This window comes from Actinomadura litoris (genome assembly GCF_009733595.1).
Lineage (GTDB): Bacteria > Actinomycetota > Actinomycetes > Streptosporangiales > Streptosporangiaceae > Spirillospora > Spirillospora litoris.
The window spans coordinates 100,160-113,399 of the sequence record NZ_WOFH01000003.1; the positions used below are offsets into that span (position 1 = coordinate 100,160).

Here is a 13,240-nt window from a genome sequence, read left to right on the forward strand (position 1 = left end):
GGCAGTAAGAAAATTCCTTACATGAGGAAACCCAACGGCCCCGAGAGCGGGGGCACAGGGGAGGCCGGTACGTCCAGGGAAGACGCGGCGCCCAAGGAGCAGACGCCGCTGAGCACCGTGGTGCGGGTGCGCTCGCTGCTGCCCTCACTGCCCCCCGCGGAGCGACGTGTCGCTCAACGCGTCATCGACGACCCCGAGGGGGTCGCCAACTCCACCATCACCGAACTCGCCCAGACCTGCGGCACCTCGGAGACCACGGTCATCAGGTTCTGCCGGGCGATCGGGTTCCATGGTTATCCAGAGCTCCGACTGACCCTCGCCACCGAGGCGGGCCGGGCGCAGAGCGCCAGCGGGGGCCGGGTCATCGGCAGCGACATCAGTCCCGACGACTCCCTCGAACAGATCGTGGAGAAGGTGACCTTCGCCGACGCGCGAGCCGTGGAGGAGACCGCCTCGCAGCTCGACATCAAGATGCTCGAACAGGTCGTCGACGCCGTCGTCGCCGCCGACCGGGTCGACGTCTACGGCGTCGGGGCGAGCGCCTTCGTCGCGGCCGACTTCCAGCAGAAACTGCACCGCATAGGCCGGGTCTGCTCGGCGTGGTCGGACGCCCACATCATGCTCACCAGCGCCGCGGTCCTCGGCGCCGGGGACGTCGCGATCGGGATCTCCCACACGGGCTCGACGGTGGAGACCATCGACGCGCTGGAGGTCGCCAGGAGCAACGGAGTGAGGACCGTGGCGCTGACCAATTTCCCGAAGTCCCCCATAGCGGAGGTGGCGGATCTGATCCTGACGACGGCGGCGCGGGAGACCACCTTCCGCTCCGGCGCCACCGCCAGCCGGCTGGCGCAGCTGACCGTGGTCGACTGCGTCTTCGTCGGTGTGGCACAGCGCACCTACGGGTCTACCCGCAAGGCCCTGGAAGCCACGTTCGAGGCGGTCCGCGGCCGGACCGTGCGACCCGACCGGAGGCGTCGGTGATCGATTGCGAGCTCCCCACCGAGGGCAGGAACCCCCGAACCCTCGACGTCGACACGCTGCCGACCCTGGAGGTGCTGCGCCTGATCAACACTGAGGACGCGACGGTTCCGATGGTCGTCGCGTCCGTCCTGCCCGAGGTCGCCCGGCTGGTCGACCTCGCCGTGGAGTCCCTGCGCGCCGGCGGGCGCGTGCACTACTTCGGCGCCGGGACGTCCGGCCGGCTCGCGGTGATCGACGCCGCCGAGCTGCCCCCGACGTTCGGCATCTGGGGCCGCGTCGTCGCCCATCACGCCGGCGGGCCCGGCGCGCTGTCCCAGGCGATATCCGACGTCGAGGACGACGTCGAGCTGGGCGCCCGCGACGCCCGCGACGTCCAGCCGGGCGACATCGCCATCGGCATCGCCGCGTCCGGCCGCACGCCCTACGTCGTGGGCGCCCTGCGCGCGTCCGCCGCGGTCGGCGCGCGCACCGCCCTGATCAGCTGCAACCCGCACACACCGTACGGCGACGAAGTGGAGGTGCACATCGGCCTCGCCACCGGCCCCGAGGTGATCACCGGATCGACCCGGATGAAGGCGGGGACGGCGACCAAACTCGTCCTCAACTCCTTCTCCACCACCCTCATGGTCAGGCTCGGCCGCACCTACTCCAACCTGATGGTCAGCGTGAACGCGCTGAACGCCAAACTGCGCGCCCGCCTGGTCCGCATCCTCACCGAGGCGACGGGCATGGACGCCCGCACCTGCGAGAACGCACTGACCGAGGCGCACGGCAACACCCGGGTCGCCCTGGTCTCCCTGCTCGGCGAGGTCCCGGCCGCCCGAGCGACGATCGTCCTGGAAGAGACCGACGGCGGCGTCAGGGAGGCGCTGCAGAGACTGAGATCGGCCTGAGGCGCCCCGTGATCATGCGATCGCCCCCGCACCGATCGCATGATCACGGCCGCCCCTCGGGGCCTTGTCGAACTGGATTCGGTCACCGGTTCGGGATCGTTTACCATCGGGCCGTGGCCGTCAAAGCTGTGATCACCGACTGGGGCGGTGTCCTCACCTCCCCGCTGAACGAGGCGGTCGCCACCTGGCTGGCGGCCGACCGCATCGACGCCGAGCGCTACGGCGTGGTGATGCGGGAGTGGGTGAGCCAGGCCTACGAGGGCTCCGGCCAGAACCCGATCCACGGGCTTGAGGACGGCTCGCTCGCCCCCGAGGAGTTCGAGCGGCTCCTCGCCGCCGAACTGCACACCGTGGACGGCGGCCCGGTCACCGCCACCGGCCTGATCGCCCGCATGTTCGGCGCGTTCGCCCCCGTCGAGCCCATGTACGCGGCCCTCCGCACGGTCCGCGCCGCCGGAGCCCGGGTGGCGCTGCTGTCCAACTCCTGGGGCAACGACTACCCGCGCGACCTCTTCGCCGACCTCTTCGACGCGGTCGTCATCTCCTCCGAGGTCGGCATGCGCAAGCCCGACGAGCAGATCTTCCGGCACGCCCTCGAACTGCTCGGCCTGGACCCCGCCGAATGCGTCTTCATCGACGACATCGACCACAACATCCGCGCGGCCACGACCCTCGGCATGCTCGGGATCCACCACACCTCCACGGACGCCACGGTCGCCGAACTGCGCGATCTCGGTCTCCACCCGTGACAGACTGATCGATCGTCATGCGCGTCTACCTGCCTTCCACGCTCACCCTCCTCGCCGCCGTCCAGGCCGCCAGGGAGATCGGCCCCGCGCCGCTCACCGCCCACGCCGTCACCCCGGCCCTCCGCGAGTGGTACGCGGAAGGGGACCAGGAGGAGATGGAGTACGCGGCGATGACCGCCGCCGCCCGCGCCTCCCTGCGCATGCTCGCCGCCGACCCGTCCGCCCCCCGGCGCCGCCTCGTGCTCGCCGCCGAGGTCGCCGACCAGGCGGTGCGCCGGTCCCATGACGCCTCCGACCGCTCCCTGGTCGAGCTCACCGCCATCGTCCCGTGGAAGAAGATCGCCTCCGCCCACGTGGACGACCTGTCGGCCGTCGCCGACGTCACCGCGGCCTGCGAGGCACTGCCCGCCGCCGACAACGGCGACGATGACGCCCTCTTCACGGTCGAGGGCGCCGAGGGCCACGAACTCCTCTGGTACGCCACCCAGGAACTCCCCCACCTCCTCTGACCGGACGTCACCGCCCGACGTCCGCGTTCAACCCTCGGCGCCGAACGTGCCTGCACGACGCGCCACAACCAGACAACCGGTGCCGGCGAGGCCGACACGGCGAAGGGGAATTCGGGCCGCGGGCACCAGAGAGCAGACGGCGAAAATCAGGAAGCGCGCAAGTTCAACCCTCCCCAGGCAGCAGGACACCCCTGCCGCGGGCGATCTGGGGTGCGGCCGTCGGCAGCGGACGACGGGGAGCGAAAAGCGCACAGCTTCTGGAACCGCCAGCAGACGGCGGAGAACGGCAAGGATGCGGCTTCTGAGACCCGCAGGAGGCGGCGGAGAGCGGGGAGCGGGAAGCGCGCAGTTTCTGGAACTCGCAGCAAGCGGCGGGGAGCGGCAAGGACGCGGTTTCTGGAACTCGCAGCAGGCGGCGAGGAGCGGGAAGCGTGTGGGGGCAGCAGGAGGGGAGCGCGGAGCGGGGAACGGACGGCGGGTGGCGGGGAGCGGGCAGTGGAAAAGGGGCAGCGCGCAAGTTCCGAAACCCTCCGCAGGCAGCAGGACGCCCCTGCTGCGGGCGATCAGGGGGGCCGGGCGTCGGCGGCAGACGATGGGGAGCGGCAAGGACGCGGTTTCTGGAACCCCCAGCAAGTGGCGGGAAGCGGCAAGCGCGCAGCTTCTGGATCCGCAGCAGGTGGCGGGGAGCGGGAAGCGTGTGGGGGGCAGCAGGAGGGAAGGGCGGAGCGGACGGCGGAAGCGGGGAGCGGGCGGTGGAAAAGGGGCAGCGCGCAAGTTCGGAACCCTCCGCAGGTAGCAGGACGCCCCTGCTGCGGGCGATCAGGGGGGCCGGGCGTCGGCGGCAGACGATGGGGAGCGGCACGGACGCAGCTTCTGGAACCTGCAGCAGGTGGAGGGGAGCGGGAAGCGCGCAGCTTCTGGCCCCGCAGCAGGCGGCGGGGAGCGGGAAGCGTGTAGGGGGCAGCAGGAGGGGAGCGCGGAGCGGGGAACGGACGGCGGGTGGCCGGGAGAGGGAGTAGGCGGCGTGCAGAGCGGGTCGGGGGCGACCGGTCGTGGGCGGTGGGGCGTAGGGATTCGAGAGAAGGGCGGCGGGAGTGGGGCGCGGGTAGTGGGTGGCGGTGAGTAGGGAGTAGGCGGCGTGCAGAGCGGGGCGTGGGCGGTGGGGCGTGGGGATTCGAGAGAAGGGTTGCGGTGGGGAGCGGGGCAGCGGGAGGGGCGGCGGGGCAGGAGGGGGCAGGGCTGGGGTTGGTGGGGTGCCCATGGGCGTCGAGGTTCGGCCGGTGGCGGGTGAGTGAGGGGTGGTTGGGTGTCGCCCTTCGAGGTTGGACGGTTGGAGGGGCGGAGCAGGTGGGGGCGCATGTCTGCGGCGCCCTGATTTGTGTGGTCGGGCAGGGGCCACGGGACTGCGGCATCGGTATTCGGCTGCGGACGGGCGGGTAGGGCACCGCACGTTGACAACGCTGTCGGATTCGTAGGGAGCGACCAGATGGACGCCGTCACCAATATGCCGGAACCGGTGAACGAGCCGATCAAGGGCTATGCGCCGGGCAGCGCCGAGCGGGCCGCACTCGAAGCCAAGATCAAGGAGCTCGGCGGCGAACAGGTCGAGCTGACGATGACGCTCGGGGGCGAGCGGCGCATGGGTGCCGGGCCGCCGATCGACGTCGTCGAGCCCCACAACCACGGTCACATCCTTGGGCGGATGGGCAACGCCACCGACGCTGACGTCGCCGAGGCGATCGCGGCGGCGCGCACGGCGGCGGTGGGTTGGCGGGAGATGCATCCGGACGACCGCGCGGCGATCTTCCTGCGCGCGGCGGACCTGCTCGCGGGGCCGTGGCGGTCCACCCTGAACGCCGCGACGATGCTCGGCCAGTCCAAAACCGTGCAGCAGGCGGAGATCGACTCGGCCTGCGAGCTGATCGACTTCCTGCGGTTCAACGTGGCCTACGCGCGGGAGATCCGCGAGAAGCAGCCGAACTCCTCGCCGGGTGTCTGGAACCGGATGGAGTACCGTCCGCTGGAGGGGTTCGTCCTCGCCATCACCCCGTTCAACTTCAGCGCGATCGCCGGAAACCTGCCGACCTCGCCCGCCCTGATGGGCAACGCCGTCGTCTGGAAGCCGTCCCCGACCCAGCAACTCGCCGCGCACCACACGATGCGGCTGCTGGAGGCCGCCGGGCTCCCGCCCGGAGTGATCAACCTGGTCACCGGTGACGGGCAGGCCGTCTCCAACGTGGCCCTCCGGCACCCCGATCTCACCGGACTCCACTTCACCGGGTCGCCGCCCACCTTCCAGGCCCTCTGGCGGACGATCGGCGAGAACATCGCGGGGTACAAGCACTATCCGCGCATCGTGGGCGAGACCGGCGGCAAGGACTTCATCGTCGCGCACCCGTCCGCGGATCCCGCGGTGCTGAGGACCGCCCTGATCCGCGGCGCCTTCGAATACCAGGGCCAGAAGTGCTCCGCCGCCTCCCGCGCGTACATCCCCCGCTCCATCTGGGACGGGATGCGCGATGACTTCTGCGACGAGGTCGACGCGCTCACCGTGGGCAACGTGGCCGACGACCTCTCGGTCTTCATGGGCGCGGTCATCGACGAGCGCGCGTTCGCCAAGCATCGCCGCGCGATCGAGCGGGCGCGCGACATCGACACGGTGCGGATCCTCGCGGGCGGCGAACTGGACGACTCGCGCGGCTACTTCGTCAGGCCCACCGTTCTGGAGTCGTCCGACCCGACCGACGAGATCTTCACCACCGAGTACTTCGGCCCGATCCTCGGCGTCCACGTCTACGACGACAACGACTACGACTCCGTGCTCACGCAGATGGAGAGCGTCTCGGAGTACGGTCTGACCGGTGCGGTCATCGCCCAGGACCGCGCCGCGATCGCCGCCGCCACCGAGACCCTGCGCTTCGCGGCGGGCAACTTCTACATCAACGACAAGCCGACCGGCGCGGTCGTCAGCCAGCAGCCCTTCGGCGGTGCCCGGGCGTCCGGCACCAACGACAAGGCCGGTTCTGTCTTCAACCTCCTTCGCTGGACGAGCGTCCGCTCCATCAAGGAGACCTTCGTCCCGCCGACCGATTACCGCTACCCCTATATGGGTCGCTAGCCCGTTCCCGGCAGGTGGCCATGCCCCGGGATGCGACTGGTCGGTCTGGGCCGTAGTTCGTCCGCGCAAAGGGACGCGAACGCTCGTCCGAGTGCGAGTGGCCACACTGTCGTCTTGTACGCGGCGGCCATGCCGCCGCCCAGCTCGAACGCACGCGGCCCGGCATGATCCGGCTGGGCGCGGCACCTCCGGTCGGGCATCGCCGTCGAGGCCGTTCATTTCTGGGTGAGGCTCGTCGCGGTCCCCGCCGTCTCCAACGTCCCCGCCGTGGCGCTGCCGAGCCTGTGGTGTCTGGAGGGGGGGTGTTCGTTGGAGGTAGGGGCGTCGTTGGTCTGCTGGGGGCTGGTTGCACTCGGGGGGCGTGAGGGCCGACGATAAGCTCGCCGCACGCCGCGGGCGCCTGAGGGTGCTCACGGATGCTCCTCCGACCGGTCATGGGAACGGGATGTCGACGCTGAACCGTCTGGTGCTGTGGAACATCGATCACACTCTGGTCGACGTCGGGCGGGTCACTCGGGAGGCCTACGCCGAGGCTTTCCAGCGGACGATCGGACGGCCCCTCGTCCGGCTCGCCCCCACCCCGGGCCGGACGGAATCGGAGATCATCTTCGAGACGCTGGCGTTCAACGACGTCGTCACCACCGATGACCACCTGCCCACCTTCATGGCCGCGCTCGTCGAGGCGTTCGCGACGCGACGCGCCGACCTGCGCGGTCACGGCCGCGTGCTCGCGGGCGCCCAGGAGGCCGTCGCCGCGCTGGCCCATGTTCCGGGCGTGGTGCAGTCCGTCCTGACCGGCGCCGTCCAGCCGAACGCCGTGCTGAAGGTGACCGAGCTGGGGCTCGCCGACCACCTCGACCTCGACTCCGGGGGTTACGAGAACGGGGTCTACAGCAAGGCGGCGCTGCTCGAACTGGCGCGCAGCCGCGCGGGGGAGCGCCACGAGGCGCGCTATCCCGAGTCCGCGACCGTCTACATCGCCGACTCCCCCCGGGACGTCCAGGCCGCCCACATCGCCGGGTCGCCGATCATCGCCGTCGCCACCGGGAGCGCCACCGAGGCCGAGCTGCGCGCGGCGGGGGCCGACCGTGTTCTGGCGACCCTCGCCGACACCCACGCGGTCGTGAGCGCGGTCGCCGACCTGACGCGGCTCTGACCGGCAGGCTGATCGACCGGAGCCCGGCGGGGCGATGTTCACCGCTCGTCGGGGCGGGGCCCGTCCTCCTTCGTGACCGCATGTGGATCTCTTCGTGTGCGGTGGTCGGCATGGTCGGTGCTCCTTCCATCGATTCAGGGAGAGGCGCTGGTGGCTGCCCGGACCTTCGCGGCTCAACCGACTTCATGTCTTGAGTCTCGGGCGCCTCGACGGGCAGCGGAACTGGAATGCGATTCTGTGGAAAAACCCGGCTCGGAGGGCCCGACGATCGGGGCGCGCAGGTGTGCCGCGCGGCGGGTGTGACGTGCGGGGGAGACCGGCGGACGGCCCGAGATCAGGGAGGTTGCGCGGGGCGTCCGGCGGGGCCGATATTGGGGGTGCCGCGCGATGGGGCGTGGCGATGGAAGGGAGAGAGATGTCCCGTGACCATGAGGTCTCCGAGGGCTCGCCGTTGTGGGAGCCGTCGGAGGAGGTCGTCGCGAATGCGCGGGTGACCCACTTCGTCCGCTGGCTGGGGGATCGGGGCGTCTCAACGGAGTCCTACGACGACCTCTGGCGCTGGTCGGTCACGGAGGTCGACGCGTTCTGGGACGCGGTGTGGTCGTACTTCGAGGTCGTCGGCCGGCGGGGCGACGGTCCGGTGCGCGCGGGCGGCACGATGCCCGTGGACGGGTTGACATGGTTCCCCGGCGCGACGCTCAACTATGCGGCCAATGCCCTGCGCAATACCTCGGAGAACCCGGACAAGGCTGCGGTCATCTTCCGCTCTGAGGCGGGTGGTCACCGTGTCCTCACCCATCGCGAGTTGGCCCTTCACGTGGCCGAGGTCCGCGCGGGCCTCGCGGAGCTGGGCGTCGGCAGGGGAGACCGGGTCGCCGCCTACATCCCGAACATCCCCGAGGCTCTGGTCTGCTTCCTGGCGACGGCGTCGCTGGGAGCGGTCTGGTCGTCCTGCTCTCCGGACTTCGGGGCCTCCTCGGTGATCGACAGGTTCGCGCAGATCGAGCCGAAGGTGCTCATCGCCGTGGACGGCTACGCCTACAACGGCAAGCGGTTCGACCGGCGGGACACGCTCGCCGAGATCGAGGCGGAGCTGCCGAGCCTCGCCGCCACCGTCCTGATCCCCTACCTCGACCCGGCCGCCGTCCCGGACGGACTGCGAGTCGGTATGCACTACCGCGACCTGCCTCGCCCCGGCCACGACACGTTGGAGTTCGAGGACGTTCCCTTCGACCATCCGCTGTGGGTCGTCTATTCGTCCGGGACGACGGGGCTGCCCAAGCCGATCGTCCATGGGCACGGCGGGGTCGTCCTGGAGCACCTCAAGGCGCTTTCCTTCCACCAGGACCTCGGCCCCGAGGACGTCTTCTTCTGGTACACCACGACCGGCTGGATGATGTGGAACTACCTCATCGGCGGCCTGCTCGTGGGATCCACCATCGTCATGTACGACGGCGCTCCGCTCGACCTCTGGTCCCTCGCCGCCGACAATGGCGTCACGTATATGGGAGTGGGCGCGCCCTATATCACCGCCTCGGCGAAGGAAGGGCGGCGTCCCGGACGGGATCACGACCTCTCCCGCTTGCGCGGTATCGGCTCCACCGGCTCGCCGCTGCCCCCCGAGGGTTTCGCCTGGATATACGACGCCGTCGGCGAGGATCTGCTCCTGGGATCGATGTCCGGCGGCACCGACCTCTGCACCGCCTTCGTGGGGCCGTCGCCTCTGCTGCCGCTGCGCGCGGGCGTCATCCAGTGCCGTTGCCTGGGCGCCAAGATCGAGGCGTTCGGCGACGAGGGCAAACCGGTCGTGGACGAGGTCGGAGAGCTGGTCATCACCGAGCCCATGCCGTCCATGCCCGTCGGCTTCTGGAACGACGCGGACGGCGAGCGGTACCGCGAATCCTATTTCGGGATGTACCCCGGCATCTGGCGCCATGGCGACTGGATCAAGATCCTGCCGGACGGCGGCTGCGTCATTTACGGCCGCTCCGACTCCACCCTCAATCGGGGTGGTGTGCGGATGGGCACCTCCGACTTCTACCGCGTGGTCGAGGCTTTCGACGAGATCGCCGACAGCCTCGTCATCGACACCGGACGCCTGGGGCAGGAGGGCCGCCTTCTGCTCTACGTCCAGCTCGCCCCTGATGCCTCTCTTGGCGACGACCTCGTGAACAGCCTCAAGCGGCGGATCCGGTCCGCGCTGTCACCTCGCCACGTCCCGGACGAGATCCACGAGGTCCCCGGTATTCCGCGCACGCTGTCGGGTAAGAAGCTGGAGGTTCCCGTCCGGAAGATATTGCAGGGCACCCCGGTCGACAAGGCCGCGAACCGCGACTCCATGGCCAATCCGGAGGTTCTCGAACACTTCACTAAGTGAAGACTGGACTTATGGTGCTGGTCCGAATCTCGCCTCTTGGAATCCGGATGTGGGGTTGCGATAAGGCCGGATTGCGGGGTCAGTTGCGTTTTTCCGCGTAGGACTGGATGTCGCGGCGGCGGTAGAGACGCCGGACTCGTCCGCCCCCCAACCGTTCCACGCGGGCCGGTTCGGGCCATCCCGCCGGTGGGCGTTTCGGATAGACGGTGACGCTCGTCTGCGCGAGCCCGAGGATCCGGGCGGCCTCGGCGAGGGTGACCAGATCGTCAGGTCCGTTCTCGCGCGGACGTTCGGTGTGGGCCGCGTACCAAGCGGCCCACTCCTTCTCGTTCCAGTACAGGGCTTTGCCCGCGCGATGGGCGGCGTCGGGATGGCCGTTCGACTCGCGGTCCGCCCACAACTGCTTGAGCCGGTGGCGGCTGACGCCGTGGCGTGCGGCGAGTTCGTCGCGGCCGGCAAGCCCCGGCGGGACGGAGGCGGAGCCGCGCGAGGCATGCCAGCGGTCCCATGCGTCCGCGTCCCACACGAGTTGTGATCCGACCGTCCCGGCCGGCTCCGGATGGCCGTTGCGGTCGCGCTCGCGGAACCACTTCTCCAGCGTGCTGCGTCCCAGCCCGTGCGCGTCCATCAAGTCGGCGCGGGTATAGACACGGCGTCCGTCGAGTGTGGTCACCGGCACAGTCTCACCTATGCGAACCGGGGTTTGCGCGGTATCGCCGCCGGGTCGGCAGCATTAGGGTGGTCCCCGAGCCCAAATGTGTCCGATCGGGTGCGGGGCGTCAGAACGCGCCGTAAGGTCGCAGGGGCGAGTGAACTTTCCCGGGGTTTGGGGCGTCATACAAGCGGAGCGGCGACCTGCGGAAATAGGTCTCTGGCCCGTTTCGGTCCGTCGAGATGGAGAGGGACGGTTTCACGCATGGAGGTTGGGGCGCTGCGATCCGGTGACCCGGAGCGGCTTGGTTCGTACGCCCTGACCGGCCGGGTCGGCGAGGGCGGCCAGGGCACCGTCTTCCTCGGCGAGGACGAGAACGGGCGGCAGGTGGCCGTCAAGCTGCTGCACGCCGAACTGACGTCCGACGACAAGGCACGCGCCCGTTTCCTGCGTGAACTTGAGGTCGCCAAGCAGGTGGCGCCGTTCTGCACGGCGCAGGTCATCGACGCGGACGCGACGGGCGAGCGGCCTTACATCGTCAGCGAGTACGTCCCGGGCCCGTCCCTCAACCAGTACGTCACGCAGGACGGTCCGCTCGTTGGCGCGGCCCTTGACCGGCTCGCGATCGCCACGGCCACGGCGCTCGCCGCGATCCACCAAGCGAAGATCATCCATCGCGACTTCAAGCCCCACAACGTCCTGATCGGCCCGGACGGCCCCCGCGTCATCGACTTCGGGGTGGCACGTGCCATCAGTGGCTCGACGACGCTGACCAGCCGGGTCATCGGCACGCCCTCCTACATGGCGCCCGAGCAGATCCAGGGAGAGGATGTCGGCACCGCCGCCGACGTCTTCTGCTGGGCGGCCACGCTGGTGTTCGCGGCCACCGGCGAGCCGCCGTTCGGCCAGGACACGATCCCCGCGGTGATCAACCGCATCCTGCACGAGGAACCGGAGCTCGGTGACCTCACCGGCCCGCTGCGCGATCTCGTCCTCGCCTGCCTGCGGAAGGACCCGGCGGGGCGTCCGCCCGCACGGCAGGTCCTGATGCGCCTGCTCGGCCACGAGGACGCCCCGGTGTCCGACATCGCCCCTCCGCCGAGCGACACCGACGAGACGGCGATGCTCGCCGCGGGCAGCGTGCTGGCCTCGGAGGCGGCCGACGACTACCAGCAGGCGGCCGCTGGCCTACCGCCCGCCGACCACGCGCCCGCCGCGCAGGCCGATGCCGCAGCGTTCGGTCCCGCCGGACATGACGTCCCGGATCAGACCCAGGGCGCCGCCGGAAGGCTGCCCACCCCCGCCGAATGGGCCGCCGGCAACACCCTGCCGCCCCACTTCGCGCCGGAGAAGCGCGGCCTTCGCAAGACGCTCGTGGGTTCGGGACGTTCGGCCGTGCTCGCCGGAGCCGCCGCGCTGGTCTTGGCGATCGTGGTGGTCTCGTCGGTGCTCGCGCTGAGCTCGGGCGACAAGGGCAAGGCGGGGCAGAAGGTGAGCGACCCCAGCGCCCCGGCCAAGTCGAGCGAGGTCGCGCCCAGCTCGACCGCCCCGAGAACCCATGCTCCCGTCGAGGAGACGCCCGAGAGCCCGTCCGGCCCGCCGCCGTCGGCGAGCCCGTCGCCCAGCGATACGCCGCCCCCGTCCGACACCCCGACGCCGAGCGATACACCGACGGACCCCACGCCGACGCACACCACCGAGAGCCCGGACCCGACGCCCACGACCACGCCCACCGCCCCCACGACCACGCCCACCGCTCCCGCGGGCAAGAACGCAGCCCCTCCCAGCTAACACCGCCCCCCGCTGATACCACCCTCCTCGCTAGGGGTTTCCAGCGGTCAGGGCGCAGAACGCGGTCACGAGGCGCCCTGCCCCGCTCAACGCGGCCCCTCCCCGCTGACGCCACTCCTACCAGCTAGGACGGCCTTCCAGCGGTCAGCGCGCAGAGCGCGGCGGGGAAAGGGAGCCTCTCCCTGCTGACGCCGCTCCTACCAGCTCGGGCGGGTCTCCAGTGGTCAGGCGCGCAGGGTGCGGCGGGGGCCTCTCCCTGCTGGCGGCGCTTCTACCAGCTCGGGCGGGCTTCCAGTGGTCAAGCGCAGGGGCGCGCGCGATCGTGAGGCGCCCCTCCCCGCTGACGCCGCCCCTCCCAGCTCGGGCGGGTCTCCAGCGGTCAGCGCGCAGGGCGCGGCGGTAGGGCGCCTCTCCCTGCTGACGGTGCCCCTCGCAGCAAGGGCGGGTCTCCAGTGGTCAGGCGCAGGGCGCGGTCGTGGGGCGTCTCTCCCTGCTGACGCCGCCCCTCCCAGCTTGGGCGGGCTTCTAGTGGTCAGCGCGCAGGGCGCGGCGGCGGGGGCCTCTCGCTGCTGACGCCGCTCCTACCAGCTCGGGCGGGCTTCCAGTGGTGGTCAGGCGCAGGGGCGCGCGCGGTCGTGGGGGCCTCTCCCTGCTGACGGTGCCCCTCCCAGCTCGGGCGGGTCTCCGGTGGTCAGGCGCAGGGCGCGGTCGGGTGCGTGCGCGTCTCGCGCGTGTGGTCATCTGTGGATGCCTGGTCAGGTCGCCTCCTTCCGGGGTTCGCGGCGCGGAGACCTACTCAGGGTCTCCTGGCGGAGCCGATCAGCCCGGACTCCTTCCGGGTTCGTAGCGCAGATTGCTCTGAGTGTTCCGCTGCGATCGCGACGTCGCTTGGGCGGCGACGTTGTTGCGGGGTGGCCGTGCTCACGCGGGGCGGGGGACCAAGCCCTCGGTGGTTCGCATCCCGCGCGGTCGCTGCCCTGCCGTATTTGGGCGCGGGTGTGTGGGCGGATG

9 protein-coding genes are annotated in these 13,240 nt (G+C 70.7%); 8 read left to right on the plus strand and 1 reads right to left on the minus strand.

What is annotated here, in order from left to right:
* The first annotated feature begins 21 nt into the window (after positions 1–21).
* From GNZ18_RS08545 to GNZ18_RS08575, 7 genes are all read left to right on the plus strand, one after another.
* The gene (locus GNZ18_RS08545; RefSeq protein ID WP_246249550.1) at positions 22–984 is read left to right on the plus strand and encodes a MurR/RpiR family transcriptional regulator; all 963 of its coding nucleotides are present in this window, start codon (positions 22–24) and stop codon (positions 982–984) included.
* A complete protein-coding gene (locus tag GNZ18_RS08550; protein WP_214618426.1) occupies positions 981–1,877 on the plus strand; it encodes an N-acetylmuramic acid 6-phosphate etherase in 897 nt (298 codons plus the stop codon). The genes GNZ18_RS08545 and GNZ18_RS08550 overlap by 4 nt, the downstream gene beginning before the upstream one ends.
* A 113-nt stretch (positions 1,878–1,990) precedes the next feature.
* Entirely contained in the window at positions 1,991–2,626 is a 636-nt protein-coding gene (locus GNZ18_RS08555) for an HAD family hydrolase (protein WP_312874385.1), read from the plus strand.
* A gap of 17 nt (positions 2,627–2,643) precedes the next feature.
* A complete protein-coding gene (locus GNZ18_RS08560; RefSeq protein WP_156215734.1) occupies positions 2,644–3,135 on the plus strand; it encodes a DUF6912 family protein in 492 nt (163 codons plus the stop codon).
* Between the two features lie 1,486 nt (positions 3,136–4,621).
* Positions 4,622–6,253: an L-glutamate gamma-semialdehyde dehydrogenase gene (pruA, locus tag GNZ18_RS08565; protein ID WP_156215735.1), complete on the plus strand. Its 1,632-nt coding sequence runs from the start codon at positions 4,622–4,624 to the stop codon at positions 6,251–6,253.
* 445 nt (positions 6,254–6,698) lie between these two features.
* A complete protein-coding gene (locus tag GNZ18_RS08570) occupies positions 6,699–7,409 on the plus strand; it encodes an HAD family hydrolase (protein ID WP_156215736.1) in 711 nt (236 codons plus the stop codon).
* Positions 7,410–7,824: 415 nt separating this feature from the next.
* Complete coding sequence (locus GNZ18_RS08575; protein ID WP_156215737.1) at positions 7,825–9,786, plus strand: acetoacetate--CoA ligase; 1,962 nt, start codon at positions 7,825–7,827, stop codon at positions 9,784–9,786.
* 79 nt (positions 9,787–9,865) lie between these two features.
* On the opposite strand, the gene GNZ18_RS08580 is transcribed toward GNZ18_RS08575, so the two are convergent.
* The gene (locus GNZ18_RS08580) at positions 9,866–10,459 is read right to left on the minus strand and encodes a hypothetical protein (protein WP_312874386.1); all 594 of its coding nucleotides are present in this window, start codon (positions 10,457–10,459) and stop codon (positions 9,866–9,868) included.
* 243 nt (positions 10,460–10,702) lie between these two features.
* Here GNZ18_RS08580 and GNZ18_RS08585 point away from each other — a divergent pair, with 243 nt between their 5' ends.
* Positions 10,703–12,229 (plus strand): serine/threonine-protein kinase, encoded by a 1,527-nt coding sequence (locus GNZ18_RS08585; RefSeq protein WP_156215738.1) that lies wholly within the window; start codon positions 10,703–10,705, stop codon positions 12,227–12,229.
* Positions 12,230–13,240 lie beyond the last annotated feature (1,011 nt).